The organism is Streptomyces griseochromogenes (assembly GCF_001542625.1).
GTDB lineage: Bacteria > Actinomycetota > Actinomycetes > Streptomycetales > Streptomycetaceae > Streptomyces > Streptomyces griseochromogenes.
On record NZ_CP016279.1, the window covers coordinates 9,086,128 to 9,101,961 of the forward strand.

The following is a 15,834-nucleotide window of genomic DNA, read 5'->3' on the forward strand; positions in this document are numbered from 1 at the left end:
AGCGGCGTGCGTACGCCGCCTCCTCAGTCCTGGCGCACTTGATCATAGAAACGAGGCCGCAGCATCACGCACTCTGCTCGATGGCCTCGAAAATGTCGGCGTCGGTTTCACGCTGCCATTCGGGGAGGTCTCCCCAACCGGCGACGTACCCCGGCTTCGGGTCCTCGAAGTGCTGGTACATCTGGGCCGTCCAGCACACCGCGACGAACTGCCCCTTCTGTTCGCGGCTCAGGCGTGCGGAGCACCCTGCGCTGACGCGGATGAAGTCCCGGACCTGACCGCAGACGGCAGCGGCGGCTGCGCGCTCCCACGCGGGCGTCTCCTCCCAAGGGGTGACGTAGCTGGGCTTCGGCTCGCCGGGGAAGTGCTTGTGCACGCCGGCGATCCATGCCTCGCGGAAGATCCGGCCGTCCTCACTCATGAAGTCCCCTTCTTCAGGCGGCACTCGGCAGTGCCGCGATCTTCTCGTGCAGCTCAGAGATTCGGGTATCGGCAGGCAGCCCGGCAAGACGGGAGCGAAGGCCGTGGAGTTTGGCGCCCACGTATCCCGAGTGCGTCTGTCCGGCCACGGTCAGAGCCTGGTCGGCGTAGTGGACGAGCTGGTCGATGTCACCTCGGTGGGCACCCAGCGTGGCGAGATCAGCGAGAACAGCACCCCGTCGACGAGGACTCAATTCCTGTGCGAGTGCGGACGCCAGCGCCTCCTCGGCAAGATCGGGGCGGCCGAGTGTCACGTAGCAGGCTCCGCGTTCCTCGCAGAGGCGGGATCCGTCGAAGCGGAGCCATCCTCCGTGGTGGAGCTGGCCATCGAGGGTGTGTACCTCCTCTGCGGTGTCGAGGGCGCGGGAACAAGCGTCGACGTCACCCAGAGCGGCATGGACCTCGGCCTGTACGGCTGACACCCAGTAGCGGGTGGAAAGAGCGCTGTCGCCCCGCCGAGCGATGTTCGACGCGGCCGACAGCAGCGGGGCCGCCGACGCGGCCCGGTCCGCGTACAACTCGACGTAGGCGTGCCGTGTCATCGCGCAAGCCCAGAGGTCGTACATCCGTGCCTCCTTCGCCGCGTTCGCAGCGAGGGTGTAGCAGTGGGCGGACAGGGCGTCGTCGCGCGCGTCGAAAAACAGCTCACCGGCCAACTGGTAGAGATTGCCAACCTGCATGAGGAGGCGCTTGCGGTCGATCTCACTACGGACTTCCACCAGGCTCTTTGCCAGCAGCGCGAGTTGATGACGGATAACCGGGTAAACCGTGCTCTTGTCGTCGGTGAGGCCGTAGACCTGCCACAAGTGCTCGATCATCGCCTCTCCCGTCTCGAACACCGTGGCGGACTCCTGCCTCGCGGAAGCGGAGGCCAAGGGTTCGGGCAGGGTGATGAGCGCACCCGTGGCGGCGAGCAGTCCGAGAAGGTCGCGGCGTCTCATGTCGTCAGGATCGCCGAGCGAAGCGGGAATCGGGATGTCCTGCGGGGTGACCGTCGTCACGGCGACGAGGAATCCGTCCAGATCCGCCGCTGTCACACCCAAGAGCTTCGCGATCTTGGGACGCTGGTACGGCCGGGGTGTGGAATGCCCGCCCTCCCAGCGTACGACCGTGGATGTGGCGACTCCGAGAAGGGCGGCGAACTCCTCTTGGGAGTAGCCACGTGCCGCGCGTTGCTCCGCGAGCCCTCGGCGTTTGGCCGTCATCGACGCCTCCGCATGTCTAGCATCACCCCAGGTCACAGCCCCAACGCACGGGAAACGCCTGGACAATGCCTTGGCCCTGCTCTGGGACACGGTAACGCAATGCAGTTCCCTGATCACAGCCGTCGAGAACGCGTGGTTCCCCGTCGGCGGCAGTGGAGGAGAGGGCCGTCCGCACCCCATTGCGGGCGGCCACGCTTGGAGGGATCAAGTCCGTGCTCAAGGCCGTTGGCAGACCTACCACAACCGGCATTCCCAGCTACTCGGAAACGATGCCGTGCAAGCCCGAGTCCGCGCGGCGAGCCCGGTTGCTCGTCACCGCCGCCCTGAGCACTTGGGGCATAGAGGAGCTGGTGGACGCGGCGAAGCTGGTCGTCGACGAACTGCTGACGAACGCGATCGACCACACCCGCTGTCGCACGGCGCGGATCGCCATCCGGCGCATCGCCGACGACCGCGTACGGATCAGCGTCGCCGACACGTCCCGCGATGTCCCCGACATGAGTAACCCCCGTCAGGACTCGGAGGATGGCCGTGGCCTGGTCCTGGTCGACGCTCTCTCCGACCAATGGGGCTACGACCGGCACCGGACCTGGAAGGTCGTGTGGGCCGAACTCCGCACGGGGGCCAGCCGGTGAGGCAGCGGATCACGGTCGTTGTCCTCTACGTCACCGTCCTCGTGGTCCTGGTCCTCTCCATGCTGCGGTACGCCGAATCCGGCCCCTCAGGAGCCGCACACGTGACGAAGGGAGGGGACGGTGCACAAGCTGATCGCGAGCCCGTTCCTTGATCAGTACTTGCTCGTACGCCCAGGCAGCCGGGGCGGAGTTCTCCTGCCTCGCAGCCATTACGAGGAACTGCGAGCCCATGCGGCTCCACTCAGGCAGCACCTTCATGGCTCGCGGACGTCGTACAGGAGCAGTGGCCCGGCCTGGAAGTGACCGGACGGTCGACGGCTGAATTCCTCCTGGTCAGGCACCTGTCGAAGTGGGGCTACGCACGGGCGAGCTTTGAAATCAACCTCGGCTGCAACCTCAGGTGCAAGCACTGCTACCTCGGACTCAAGGTGAACTCGGGCATGCCGCTCGCCGACAAGCTGCGCTGCCTTCGGATCATGACCGAGGCCGGGGTGCTGTGGCTCCAGATCACCGGCGGCGAACCGACCATCGACAAGGACTTCCCTGCCACCTACCGGGCCGCGTTCGAGCTGGGCATGATGATCAGTGTCTCGACGAACGGATCACTGCTGTGGCGGGAGAATCTGCTGACACTGTTCCGTGCGTGTCCGCCGTACCGCGTGACCGTGTCCATGTACGGGGCGACGAAAGCCACCTACGACGAACTCACGCAACGGGAAGGCGCCTGGGACCTGTTCGTACAGGGCATGAACGCTGCTCGCGCCGCCAGGTTGCCGCTGCGGATGAGCATCATCGTCACCGAGGACACCGCCCACGAGGAACAGGCAATGCTCGACCTGTGCGAGAGGTGGGGCGTCGAGTACAACGTCTTCACCAACGTGACCCCGACGATCTATGGCGGAGGCGAAGTACTGACCGCGCAGTCCAAGGAACACTTGCGCATGCGCAAGCAGTTCACCGGCTGCAACGCGGGACACACGTTCTTCCACACCGACCCTCACGGCCTGGTGTCCATCTGCAAGATCGGCCGTGACGAGCAGATCAGCCTTCCGTTGGAGGGCATCGACGGCCTCTCCCGGCTCGGCGCCATCGCCGACCGGCTCATGCTTCGCACTGGTGGCTGCTCCGGTTGCAAGCTGTCCGGCACGTGCACGGTGTGCCGGCCGCTGGCCAAGCACTATCAGGAAGCGAAGGCACCACTGGAAAGTTACTGCCAGCACGGAATCAGGAAGGCAGGGTGAACAGCATGACCGCTGTCGCTGTCGAAATCTCCCCGAAGCGTCCGCTGCCAGGCGGTGGGCTGCCGTACTTCACGCGGCCCGTCGAGCCCGGCCCGGCACCAGTCACCGTGATGACGGCTGTCGCCGACCTCGACGAGATCATGGACAGCATCAAGTGCTCGTGCAACGCGGGCGATGACAACCCCCACTGATCACATGTGATCAGCGACGCTCAGGCCCTGGCACGATCTGCGTCGGGGCCTGAGCCCGGCGTGGCACACCGGTACCGTGCATGCATGGGATTCGACTGGGACGCTCTACGCCCCTATCTCACCGTGCCGTACATCCCTACCATCGGCCCCGTCCATCCCTCCGTACTCGCCCAGGAGCGCTTCGAGGACATCCTCACCGCCGCTGGCAGTGGACGATTCCTGCCTTACGACAAGGACCGTCGCTGGTCGCCGATGAAACAAGAGCGCGTCCTCGTCGAGGACATCGAGCAGACTCCCGGTAAGACCCTGGTCCCGACCCTGACCCGACACGGCCACGACACCGTCAAAGTCCATGTCTACAGCTGCGAACCCGACGCTCTCACCACCGCAGCGGTCCATGCGAAGAAGCTGTGCGCTGCCCACGACGCGAAAGTGGCCCGCGTCGTATGGTTCCTTGGTCCTGAGCAGCCGGAGCACTACGTCCGGGGGACACGCGTCCAACTCAAGGACTTCGCTGCGGGAGCCGGTGCCGACCCAGGCGCAGGCGTCCAGGAGTACGAAGAGTTGCCTGGCGAGGCACGGGCAGGGTTCGCGGAATTCGCGGAGCGCATGGCCGACGACGGGTTCGCGTTCCTGTACCAGCGAATGAAGCTCGGCCACGTCGGTTCCATCCTCACCGTCTCACACGAAGGCAAGGTGGCGGGAGCGATCGGCCCCATGGAGACCATGGTGGACGCCATCGGCCAGACTCAGCTCCTGCCGCAGTACTTCGGCGTGCTCCCCGAGTTCCGAGGACACGGCTACGGGCGTGCTTTGTGGCGTGCAGCGATGCATTGGGGACACCGGCATGGCGCCGCCTACCAGCTTCTCCAGACAGAAGTCGGAGGAGCATCCGACCGCCTGTGTGCAGCCGAGGGACTCGCTTCTCTCGGGTTCGTCTGCTCAGTGAAGGCATGACGGGGACATACGTCCACGCCCCCGCGCACGCGAAGGGGCGGCACCCCGCACAGGATGTATGGCCGACTCCCTGACCTGCGAAGTCGCGTCCATCGGTGCCCTGGAGGTCGAGAGCGGCGCGGTTAGGCGTGCGGCGCGACCGTCGATCCGGCACACCCTCGACCGATGGACTATTCGGGTCATATGCCAATCGCAACTCCGGAAATGTAACGCACAGTCACCATCCCGGGGGCGGACTGTCGCTCTGCGTGTAACCGTGGAGAGGCGGGCAGGAGTGCCCGCCCCGAACCCGTCCCATGAGGAGTATCAGTGACGCAGCAGCCCTACGCGCCGCCCCAGCCGTACCAGTACCCGCCGCAGTCCCAGCCGGCGTGGTACCCGTACCCGCCGCAGTCCCAGCCGTACCCGTACCCCCCGCAGCAGGCGTACCCGTACCCGCCGCAGTTCCAGCCGTACCCGTACCCGCCGCAGACCAACGGGTCGACCGAGAAGGAATACCCGCAGCTCACCGCGGCGACGGTGAAGGGCACTGTGATGGGCCAGGCGCAGGCTCAGATCAGCGCGAAGCTGATCGACAGCGACGGCGAGCCCATCAAGGGCGTGCCGATCACCTTCACCGTCGGTGCGGGCCGGCAGATCGGTATCGGGGTAACGGACGCCACTGGCGTCGCGCACCTCGACAGTGGCTCCAACCTCCTCGACCCCCTGCTGTGGGCCCAGGCGATCGGCTCTGGCTACGAGGTGCAGTTCCAGGGCAACAAGAAGTACATGCCCGCGCTCGCGCACGGCAAGATCGAACCCGGAATCGGCTGAACCGATCGAAACCGCGGGCCATGCACGCGGCCCAACGCGGGCCGCAGCCATGTTCTTCGGCAAGCGCGGCTCCAGCCGGGCCCACTCCTGATGAGCGCTGAGGCATAGAAGTGCCGCAGATCATGCGGAGCAGGTCATGCGCGAAGGGGCGCCACCCCCGCACAGGGTGGCGCCCCTCCTCTTTCGTGCGCCGGAGCCGCCGCCGATCGGTCTTGAGGGTCGGGGACCGACGACGGCTCCGGGGTCCGGGCGGGCGGCGGTGCCGCCCTCGGCTCAGCGGTGGTCGCTGCCCGCCGACTGGGTGGCCGCGCGGCCCGCCTCCAGGCGGGCGACCGGGATGCGGAACGGGGAGCAGGAGACGTAGTCCAGACCCACCTCGTGGAAGAAGTGGACCGACTCGGGGTCGCCGCCGTGCTCGCCGCAGACGCCGAGCTTGAGGTCGGGACGGGTCTCGCGGCCCGCCTTGACCGCCGCCTTCACCAGGGAGCCGACGCCGTCCTTGTCGATCGTCTCGAAGGGCGACACTCCGAAGATGCCCTTCTCCAAGTACGCCGTGAAGAACGAAGCCTCGACGTCGTCGCGGGAGAAGCCCCAGACCGTCTGCGTCAGGTCGTTCGTGCCGAAGGAGAAGAACTCCGCCGCCTCGGCGATCTGGTCCGCCGTCAGCGCGGCGCGCGGCAGCTCGATCATCGTGCCGATCGCCAGCTTCAGCTGTGTGCCGGTGGCCGCCTGGACCTCGGCGATGACCTGGTCGGCCTCCTCGCGGACGATCTCCAGCTCCTGGACGGTGCCGACGAGCGGGATCATGATCTCGGCGCGCGGGTCGCCCTTGGCGTTCTTGCGTTCGGCCGCGGCCTCGGCGATGGCGCGGACCTGCATGGTGAACAGACCGGGGATGGCCAGGCCGAGGCGCACGCCGCGCAGGCCCAGCATCGGGTTCTGCTCGTGCAGCCGGTGCACGGCCTGCAGCAGGCGCAGGTCGTTCTCGTGCGGCTCCTGGCGGGACTCGGCGAGCGCCACGCGGACGGAGAGTTCCGTGATGTCGGGCAGGAACTCGTGCAGCGGCGGGTCCAGGAGGCGGACGGTGACCGGGAGGCCGTCCATCGCCTCGAAGAGTTCGACGAAGTCCTTCTTCTGCAGCGGAAGAAGCTGCTTGAGGGACTCCTCGCGCTCCGCCTCGGTGTCGGCGAGGATCAGGCGCTCGACCAGCTCACGGCGGTCGCCGAGGAACATGTGCTCGGTGCGGCACAGACCGATGCCCTGGGCGCCGAAGCGGCGGGCGCGCAGCGCGTCCTCGGCGTTGTCCGCGTTGGCACGCACCCTGAGGCGGCGCTTGCGGTCGGCGAAGGCCATCATGCGGTGCACGGCCTCGACCAGTTCGTCCGCGTCGTCGGCGCCCGGGTGCATGCGGCCCTCGAAGTACTCCACGACCGGGGAGGGGACCACCGGGACCTCGCCCAGGTAGACCTTGCCGGAGGAGCCGTCGATGGAGATCAGGTCGCCTTCCTCCACCACGTGGCCGCCGGGGACCGTCATACGACGGCGCTTGGTGTCGACCTCGAGCTCCTCGGCGCCGCAGACACAGGTCTTGCCCATGCCGCGCGCGACGACGGCCGCGTGGGAGGTCTTGCCGCCGCGCGAGGTCAGGATGCCCTCGGCCGCGATCATGCCGTCCAGGTCGTCGGGGTTGGTCTCCCGGCGCACCAGGATGACCTTCTCGCCCGAGCGGGACCACTTCACGGCGGTGTAGGAGTCGAAGACGGCCTTGCCGACCGCCGCGCCCGGCGAGGCGGCGATGCCCCGGCCGACCCGCTCGACCTTCGCGTCCTCGTCGAAGCGCGGGAACATGAGCTGCGCCAGCTGGGCGCCGGTGACGCGCTGGAGGGCCTCCGTCTCGTCGATCAGGCCCTGGTCGACGAGCTGGGTGGCGATGCGGAAGGCGGCACCGGCGGTGCGCTTGCCGACGCGGGTCTGCAGCATCCACAGCTGGCCGCGCTCGATGGTGAACTCGATGTCGCAGAGATCCTTGTAGTGGTTCTCCAGGGTCTCCATGATCTGCATCAGCTGGTCGTACGACTTCTTGTCGATCGACTCCAGCTCCGCGAGCGGGACCGTGTTGCGGATGCCCGCCACCACGTCCTCGCCCTGGGCGTTCTGCAGGTAGTCGCCGTAGACGCCCTGGTGGCCGGAGGCGGGGTCGCGGGTGAAGGCGACGCCGGTGCCGGAGTCGGGGCCGAGGTTGCCGAAGACCATCGAGCAGACGTTGACGGCCGTGCCCAGGTCGTGCGGGATGCGCTCCTGGCGGCGGTAGAGCTTTGCGCGGTCGCCGTTCCAGGAGTCGAAGACCGCCTTGATGGCGAGGTCCATCTGCTCGCGCGGGTCCTGCGGGAAGTCCCGGCCGGCCTCGGCCTTGACGATCTTCTTGAACTTGGTGACCAGCTTCTTCAGGTCGGCCGCTTCGAGGTCCGTGTCGACGGTGACCTTCTTGGCCGCCTTGGCCGCGTCGAGAGCCTCCTCGAACAGCTCGCCGTCCACGCCGAGGACGGTCTTGCCGAACATCTGGATGAGGCGGCGGTAGGAGTCCCAGGCGAACCGGTCGTCGCCGGCCTGCTTGGCCAGGCCCTGCACCGACTTGTCGGAGAGGCCGATGTTCAGGACGGTGTCCATCATGCCGGGCATGGAGAACTTCGCGCCGGAGCGGACGGAGACCAGCAGCGGGTCGTCGGCCTGGCCGAGCTTCTTGCCCATCTTCTGCTCGAGGGCGTCGAGGTGCGCACTCACCTCGTCACGCAGTGCCAGGGGCTCCTCGCCGCTCTCCAGGTAGACCTTGCAGGCCTCCGTGGTGATGGTGAAGCCGGGAGGGACCGGCAGACCGAGGTTGGTCATCTCGGCGAGGTTGGCACCCTTGCCGCCGAGGAGGTCCTTGAGGTCCTTGTTGCCCTCGGTGAAGTCGTAAACGAACTTCGCTACGTGGGGTTCTTTGTTTTCCGACACGGGTCTCGACTCCTTGAGGCCGCGGTGGCTGCCCTGACGGCGAGGAACATACCCAGATCGAAGGTTCCTGGGTACGTCCACTTGTGCGTCATGCGCCTGTAACCAGTCGTCCGCCAGCGGATCGAAAGTCAAGGCTTGGCAAGCAGCGAAACAGTTATGTGTTCACTTCTTGAACGCAACTAGGTCCATAGGCGCGGTTTTCCGCTCAGATGAGCGGCTATCAGCACGTCTGATTTCGATCGATGAACGATCAAGGGGTGGCACTGAGTGCCACCCCTTGGAGAAGTGCAGCCGCGCAAGATCCGCTCATCTGAGCGCAACCCTTATCAAGGGTGGCGAGAATCACGCTGCCACAGAGCGCTTGGTTTCACCATGCGGACCCGCTCCGGGACGGAGAAACACCTACGTCACACGCCCAGCGCGAGGAGCCGTTCCTCCACCCGCTCCGGTGCGTACAGGTGCTCCACGACCAGCGCGCCCGCACCGATCAGCCCCGCCCGCTCCCCCAGCCGCGAGGTCACGACCTCCAGGTGGGCCGTCGAGCGGGGCAGCGCCCGTTGGTAGAGCAGTTCCCGGACGCCGGTGAGGAAGGGCGTTCCGGCCAGATCGCCCGCGATCATCAGCACGCCGGGGTTGAGCAGGGTCACGACCGTCGCCAGCACGTCGCCGACCGTGCGCCCGGCCTCCCGGGCCAGCGCGGCCGCCTCCGGGTGCCCGGCGGCGAGCAGGTCCCGTACGTCCGAGCCGGAGGCGGCAGGCACCCCGGCCTCCACCAGCCGCCGGGCCACGGCGCCACCGCTGGCGACGGCGGCGAGACAGCCGTACGACCCGCACCGGCACAGCGCCTTGGCGCCCACCCGGATGTGCCCGATGTCGCCCGCGCCGCCGTCGACGCCCCGGTAGATCGAGCCGTCGACCACGACCCCGGCGCCGATGCCCGTGGACACCTTGACCAGCACGAAGGCCGAGCAGTCCGGGAATGCGGTGCGCTGTTCGCCGTAGGCCATGAGGTTGGCGTCGTTGTCCACCAGGACCGGGACCGCGGGGGCGCCCGTGTGCTCGGTGAAGGCGCGGGCGAGGCGGCCTCGTATGTCGTAGCCGTCCCAGCCCGGCATGATCGGCGGCTGGACCACCCGGCCCGTCGCGCTGTCGACCGGGCCCGGCACCGCGAGCCCGATCCCGCAGACCTCCTGCGCCCGATGCCCGGCCTTCTCCAGCAACTCGGCGAACCAGTGGCCGAGTTCCCCAAGGACCGCCTCCGGTCCGTCCTGGATGGCGAGGGTCCCCGAGTGCTCGGCGAGGAGCTCGCCGGTCAGGGTCAGGACGGCCGCCCGGGCGTGCCGGGTCTCCAGGTCGGCGGCGAGGACCACGGCGTGGGAGTCGTCGAACTCCAGGGTGATGGAGGGGCGGCCGCCGAGCGGGGAGTCGACCGGGCCGCCGGCGCCCTCGCGCAGCCAGCCCGCCCGGAACAGCCGGTCCAGGCGCTGTCCGACGGTGGCCCGGGACAGCCCGGTGGCCTGCTGGAGCGCGCCGCGCGTGACGGCTCGCCCGCTGCGCACGAGTTCGAGCAGATCGCCCGCGCTCGTCTGGCTTCCGCTCCGTCCGGCCCTGCCGCGCCGTCCCGTCATGCGCACCCCCTTGTGTTTCTCAAGCTTGCATTACATATTGGGTTTTGCGTGTTAAATAGACGTAACCCTACGGTAGCCACAGCCAAACCCGGCCGGCCGAACGTCTTCGGGGAGCCCCGAGTGGATCGCACTGCCCAGCTCACCGCCTCCCTCCCGGAACGGGAGATCGCATACGATCCGCCGGCATCGGCGTCGTCGCTGCACGTCAGGGCCGCACAGGTGCTCGACGCCAACTGGACGGGCAACTCGACGGTCCCCTCCCGGAGTCTGTATCCGCACCAGTGGTCCTGGGACTCGGCGTTCGTCGCGATCGGCCTCAGGCACCTCTCGCCGCTGCGCGCGCAGACGGAGCTGGAGACGCTGCTGGCGGCCCAGTGGGGCGACGGGCGCGTCCCGCACATCGTCTTCAGCCCTTCCGTACCGCTCGACGCGTACTTCCCGAGCCCCGACTTCTGGCGCTCCTCGACCGCGGGGCGCGCCGCGGGCGCCCCGCGCACCGTGCAGACGTCCGGCATCGTGCAGCCACCGGTGCACGCGCTGGCCACCTGGCTGGTGCACCGCGCCGACCCCGGGCTGTCGCGGGCCCGCGGCTTCCTCTCCGGGGTGTACCCGCGGCTCGCCGCCTGGCACCGGTATCTGCTGCACCGCCGGGACCTGGGCGGCGGCGGTCTGGTGTCCGTCGTGCACCCCTGGGAACAGGGTATGGACAACAGCCCCTGCTGGGACGCCCCGCTCTCCCGTGTCACCCCGGCCCCGGCCCGCTCCTTCCGCCGCGCCGACCTCGACCACGGCGCCCCCGAGGACCGGCCGACGGACCTGGACTACGGGCGGTACGTGCGGCTGGCCACGGACTATCGCGACCGTGGGTATGCCGACGGGGAGGGGGAGTTCGCCGTCGAGGACCCGGCGTTCAACGCGCTGCTGATCGCGTCCGAGCACGCGCTGGCGCGGATCGCCACGGAGCTGGGCGCGCCCGGTACCGCCCGCCACGCGCGCGCCGAGCGGCTGACGGCGGCCCTGGTGGAGCGGCTGTGGGACGCGGCGAGCGGGATGTTCCTGTGCCGGGATCTGCGCGGCGGCGCCCTCGTCCCCGAGCGGAGTGTCTCCGGCCTGGTCCCGTTGCTGCTGCCGGGGCTGCCCCGGGAGATCGCCGCCGCCCTCGTCGGCACGCTGTGCGGCCCGCACTTCGGGCTGGGCGACACCACGGCGCTGGTCCCGAGCTACGACCTCCTCGGCGAGGCCTTCGACCCGCACCGGTACTGGCGGGGCCCCGCCTGGTTCAACACGAGCTGGCTGGTGGAGCGGGGGCTGCGCGCGCACGGTGAGCGAGAGCGGGCCGACGCGCTGCGCGAGGCGGTGCTGAGCCTCGCCGCGGCCACCGATTTCGCCGAGTACGTCGACCCGTACACCGGCGAGGCGTGCGGCGCGACCGGCTTCGGCTGGACGGCCGCGCTCGCGCTGGATCTGCTTCATGAGCGCCCCGGAGACACCGTGTCCCCCACGACCGCGGGCGCGTTCGACACGAGTGACAAGGGAGGGGACCGGGGATGACAGACCGGCATCATCTGCTCGTGCACGGGGCGACCTTCGCCGCCGTGGGCGACCGGGGCGACATCAGCGGGGTGCGGCGGGGCAGCTCCCCGGACGGGTTATTCGTCCGCGACGCCCGGCATCTCAGCCGCTGGCAGCTCACCGTCGACGGCGCGGTGCCCGAGGTGCTCACCCCGGTCGCGGACGGCGACGCGGCCCGCTGTGTGCTGGTGCCGCGCGGCGGCCGGCAGGAGCCGCCCGCCCACACCCTCTTCAGGGAACAGGCCGTCGGCGACAGCTCGTTCGTCGAGTCCGTGCGGGTGACCAGCAACCGCCCGGTGCCCACCACCCTCCGCCTCGCCATCACCGCCGACGCCGACTTCACCGACCAGTTCGAACTCCGCTCCGACCACCGCACCTACGTCAAGGCGGGCGCCGTGCGCTCTCGCCAGGTCATGGACGACGGCATCGAGTTCGCCTACCGGCGCGCGGAGTGGCGCTCCTGCACGACCATCACGGCCGACCCCGCCCCGGAGGCCGTCGAGGAGACCGGCACCGGCGCCCGCCGCCTGGTGTGGACCCTGGACCTGGAACCCCACGGCACGACCGAGCTTGTGCTGCGCGTGATGGCCCGCCCGCACGGCGACAAACGCGCCCTGCGCGTACCGCGCTCGCCCGCCTCGGTGAACGAGCAGCTCCTCGCGCTGGAGGGCGGTTTCGTGGAGGGCGTGGCCTTCCCGACCGGCTGGCCCGAGCTGGCGGCGGCCTGCGCCCGGGGCCTGGCCGACCTGGCCGCGCTGCAGGTGGCGGCGACCGGACCGGACGGCGAGGAACTGCGCGTACCGGCCGCCGGCGCCCCCTGGTTCCTCACCCTGCTGGGCCGGGACGCCCTGCTCACCGCCCTGTTCGCGCTGCCGTACCGGCCTCAGCTGGCCGCGGCCACGCTCCCCGCGCTGGCCGCGACCCAGGCGACGCGGGCCGGGGTGTCCTCCGTCGCCCAGCCCGGCAAGATCGTGCACGAGGTGCGCCACGGCGAGCTGGCGCACTTCGGCCAGGTGCCGTTCCGGCGGTACTACGGCTCGGTCGACGCGACCCCGCTGTTCCTGATCCTGCTCGGCGCGTACGTCGAGCAGAGCGCCGACGCCGGCCTCGCCCGCCGTCTGGAACCGCACGCCCGCGCGGCAATCGGCTGGATGCTGGACCACGGCGGGCTGACCTCGCGCGGCTATCTGGTCTACCGCGCCGACGAGGGCGGCCTCGCCAACCAGAACTGGAAGGACTCCCCCGGCGCCATCTGCTGGTCCGACGGCACCCGGCCCACCGGCGCGGTGATGGCGGCGGGCGCCCAGGGCTACGCGTACGACGCGCTGCGCCGCACGGCGTGGCTGGCGCGCACGGCGTGGGCCGACGAGACGTACGCCGCCCTGCTGGAACAGGCGGCGGCCGACCTGCGGGACCGCTTCCAGCGGGACTTCTGGATGGAGGGGCGCTCCTTCCCGGCGCTCGCCCTGGACGGGGAGGGCCGCCAGGTCGACGCGCTGGCCTCCGATGCCGGGCATCTGCTGTGGTCGGGGCTGCTGGACAAGGAGTACGGGGAAGTTGTCGGCCGGCGCCTCCTTGAACCGGACTTCTTCTCCGGCTGGGGAGTACGCACGCTTGCCTCCGGTCAGTCGGCGTATCACCCGTTGTCGTACCACCGGGGCTCGGTCTGGCCCCATGACAACGCGCTGATCACGCTCGGCCTGGCCCGCTACGGCCTGCACGACGAGGCTCGTACGGTGGCGCACGCCCTGGTCGACGCGGCGACGGCGGCGGGCCATCGGCTGCCGGAGGTGCTGGCGGGGTACGGCCGCGGCACGCATCCGGAGCCGGTGCCCTATCCGCACGCGTGCGTGCGCGAGTCCCGCTCGGCGGCGGCGCCGCTCGCGTTGCTGACGGCAGTCGGCGGGGCGTAGCGCTCTGTGCGGGCCGTAGCGCGCCGCATGTTCAAAAGAAGGGTTGGCGAGGCATTTGCCGGGTGTTTGCCCAGTGCTGTGAACAGGGGTGACGGTGCGGCCGTAGGAGATGATGGCGGGCCGGGCGGGTCCGGGTGCGGGTCCGTCCTTGCCTCCCCAGCATGGCCCGCCGCCTCTGTCACGGGTCTCGCACGGAAGGACCTCCGGGTTGCCTCAGCACACGAGCACGAGCCAGTCACCGGGTACGGCCGGGGGCGCCGAGGCTGTCCTCGACGAACGGGACGAGGAGGAGACGGCGACCCCGGAGGCCGAGGAGGAGACCACCGAGAAGGAGACCACCGAGAAGGCCGTCCGCGGGGAATCCACCGGCGAGGAGCCCGCCGCCGAGAAGAGCGCCGCCCCCGAGGAACCCGCCGCCGCGACGGCCGAAGCCCCCGCGGAACCCGCCGAAGAAGCCACCCCCCAAGAAGCCCCGGCTCCCGCCACTCCCCGCCCCGCCCGGCGCACTTGGACCGGCTGGTCCGCGTGGAGCCGGCGTTGGCGGGAAGCGCACCCGGAGCTCTCGCAGGCCTTCTCCGTGACCCTGACCGTGCTCGCCGCCGTTCTTGTCGTCGCCGCGCTCGTGCTGCCGAACTCCGTGGTCGGGCTCGGGCCCGCGAAGTTCGTGCGGATACCGGGGGAGGCGGTCATCGGGGCCGCGGTGATTCTCGCGCTGCCGCGCCGGCCGCGGATCGTGCTGGCCGCCGTGTCCGGGGTCGCGCTGGCCGCGCTGACCGTGCTGAACCTGCTCGACATGGGCTTCAACCAGTACCTCGGCCGAGGCTTCAACCCCGTCCTCGACTGGAGCCTGCTCGGCGACGCGCAGTCGTATCTGGAGGACTCACTGGGCCGTACGACCACCCTCGCCGTCACGGCCGCTGTCATCGCCCTCGTCCTGCTGGTGTTCGTGCTGCTGGCCCTGTCGACGGTCCGGCTGAGCAATGTGCTCGCCCGGCACACCGCCACCGCGACCCGGGGCACCCTGATCGCCGGGGTCGTCTGGATCACCTGCTCCTCCCTCGGCCTGCAGATATCCGGCGTGCCGATCGCCTCCGACCGGGCCGCCACCGCGCTGAGGTGGCAGGTGCGGCAGGCGCGCAACACCCTGCGGGACGAGGCGGAGTTCCAGAAGGTGGCCAAGGTGGACGCGTTCGGGAACACCCCGGGCAGTCAGCTGGTCCCCGCTCTGCGCGGCAAGGACATGGTCTTCACGTTCATCGAGAGCTACGGCCGCAGTGCCGTCGAGGACCCGATCATGGCGCCCGGCGTCGACAAGACCCTGGACGAGCGCACCCAGGCACTGGCGAAGGCGGGTTTCCACGCCAAGAGCGGCTGGCTGACCTCGGCGACCTACGGCGGCAGCAGCTGGCTCGGCCACTCCACCACCATGTCGGGCCTGTGGATCAGCAACCAGCAGCGTTACCGCACCGTCATGGCCAGCGACCACATGAGCCTGACGGACGCGTTCAAGAAGACCGGCGCGTTCGACACGGTCGGCGTGATGCCGGGCGTGCAGAAGGGGTGGCCGGAGCAGAAGTGGTACGGCCTCGACAAGGTCTACAACGCCTTCCAGCTCGGCTACAAGGGCCCGAAGTTCAGCTGGTCGACCATGCCGGACCAGTACGCGCTGCAGCAGTACCAGGACCGGGTGCACAGCAAGAAGCCCGCCGACGGCAAGGCGCGGATGTCGCTGCTCATCCTGACCTCCAGCCACCAGCCGTGGGCACCGATCCCGAAGATGGTCGGCTGGGACCAGCTCGGTGACGGCTCGGTCTTCAAGGGCATCCAGGCGGCGGGCAACCAGCCGGCCGACGTCATCGCCGACACCACCAAGTCCCGCCAGGAGTACGGCAAGTCGATCCAGTACTCGGTGACCGCGCTGACCCAGTGGCTGGAGCGCTACGGCAGCAAGGACACCGTGCTCGTCTTCCTCGGCGACCACCAGCCGATCGCCCGGGTCAGCGGCAACCACGCCAGCCGTGACGTGCCGATCTCGATCGTCGCGAAGGACCCGAAGGTCCTCGACAAGATCGACGGGTGGGGGTGGACGGACGGTCTGCGTCCTGCCCACAACGCCCCGGTCTGGAAGATGAGCGCCTTCCGCGACCGCTTCCTGACGGCGTACGGCTCGACCCCACACCCGAAGAAGGGCTGACCCGCCCCGGG

Annotated in this window: 12 protein-coding genes; 8 read left to right on the forward strand and 4 right to left on the reverse strand. The window is 69.5% G+C overall.

The annotated features are described in order from the left end of the window. Positions 1-64: 64 nt before the first annotated feature. Both AVL59_RS39545 and AVL59_RS39550 read right to left on the reverse strand, forming a co-directional pair. Complete coding sequence (locus tag AVL59_RS39545; protein ID WP_067318293.1) at positions 65-421, reverse strand: hypothetical protein; 357 nt, start codon at positions 419-421, stop codon at positions 65-67. Between the two features lie 13 nt (positions 422-434). Then, positions 435-1,721 carry a helix-turn-helix transcriptional regulator gene (locus AVL59_RS39550; protein ID WP_237281797.1) on the reverse strand — a complete coding sequence of 429 codons (1,287 nt, stop codon included), beginning with the start codon at positions 1,719-1,721 and terminating at the stop codon, positions 435-437. A gap of 233 nt (positions 1,722-1,954) precedes the next feature. Between AVL59_RS39550 and AVL59_RS39555 the strand changes: the two genes are divergently transcribed. The 5 genes from AVL59_RS39555 (at position 1,955) to AVL59_RS53090 (ending at position 5,522) form a co-directional block, all read left to right on the forward strand. Further along, the gene (locus AVL59_RS39555) at positions 1,955-2,320 is read left to right on the forward strand and encodes an ATP-binding protein (RefSeq protein ID WP_079147215.1); all 366 of its coding nucleotides are present in this window, start codon (positions 1,955-1,957) and stop codon (positions 2,318-2,320) included. Positions 2,321-2,760: 440 nt separating this feature from the next. Beyond that, the gene (locus tag AVL59_RS39560; RefSeq protein WP_308281805.1) at positions 2,761-3,561 is read left to right on the forward strand and encodes a radical SAM protein; all 801 of its coding nucleotides are present in this window, start codon (positions 2,761-2,763) and stop codon (positions 3,559-3,561) included. Positions 3,562-3,566: 5 nt separating this feature from the next. Then, positions 3,567-3,752: a hypothetical protein gene (locus AVL59_RS39565; protein ID WP_159400192.1), complete on the forward strand. Its 186-nt coding sequence runs from the start codon at positions 3,567-3,569 to the stop codon at positions 3,750-3,752. 84 nt (positions 3,753-3,836) lie between these two features. After that, positions 3,837-4,709, forward strand: a complete 873-nt coding sequence (locus tag AVL59_RS39570; RefSeq protein ID WP_067314222.1) for a GNAT family N-acetyltransferase — start codon at positions 3,837-3,839, stop codon at positions 4,707-4,709. 309 nt (positions 4,710-5,018) lie between these two features. After that, positions 5,019-5,522 carry an Ig-like domain-containing protein gene (locus tag AVL59_RS53090; protein WP_067314224.1) on the forward strand — a complete coding sequence of 168 codons (504 nt, stop codon included), beginning with the start codon at positions 5,019-5,021 and terminating at the stop codon, positions 5,520-5,522. Between the two features lie 273 nt (positions 5,523-5,795). Here AVL59_RS53090 and ppdK read toward each other — a convergent pair whose 3' ends face one another. Together ppdK and AVL59_RS39585 are read right to left on the reverse strand one after the other, a co-directional pair. After that, positions 5,796-8,516: a pyruvate, phosphate dikinase gene (gene ppdK / locus AVL59_RS39580; protein ID WP_067314226.1), complete on the reverse strand. Its 2,721-nt coding sequence runs from the start codon at positions 8,514-8,516 to the stop codon at positions 5,796-5,798. A 407-nt stretch (positions 8,517-8,923) separates the two neighbouring features. After that, positions 8,924-10,144 (reverse strand): ROK family transcriptional regulator, encoded by a 1,221-nt coding sequence (locus AVL59_RS39585; protein ID WP_208870526.1) that lies wholly within the window; start codon positions 10,142-10,144, stop codon positions 8,924-8,926. A gap of 120 nt (positions 10,145-10,264) precedes the next feature. Here AVL59_RS39585 and AVL59_RS39590 point away from each other — a divergent pair, with 120 nt between their 5' ends. From AVL59_RS39590 to AVL59_RS39600, 3 genes are all read left to right on the forward strand, one after another. Next, positions 10,265-11,695, forward strand: a complete 1,431-nt coding sequence (locus AVL59_RS39590) for an MGH1-like glycoside hydrolase domain-containing protein (protein ID WP_067314230.1) — start codon at positions 10,265-10,267, stop codon at positions 11,693-11,695. Next, positions 11,692-13,629 (forward strand): amylo-alpha-1,6-glucosidase, encoded by a 1,938-nt coding sequence (locus AVL59_RS39595; protein ID WP_067314232.1) that lies wholly within the window; start codon positions 11,692-11,694, stop codon positions 13,627-13,629. The genes AVL59_RS39590 and AVL59_RS39595 overlap by 4 nt, the downstream gene beginning before the upstream one ends. A gap of 577 nt (positions 13,630-14,206) precedes the next feature. Then, positions 14,207-15,823: an alkaline phosphatase family protein gene (locus tag AVL59_RS39600; RefSeq protein ID WP_067318297.1), complete on the forward strand. Its 1,617-nt coding sequence runs from the start codon at positions 14,207-14,209 to the stop codon at positions 15,821-15,823. Positions 15,824-15,834 lie beyond the last annotated feature (11 nt).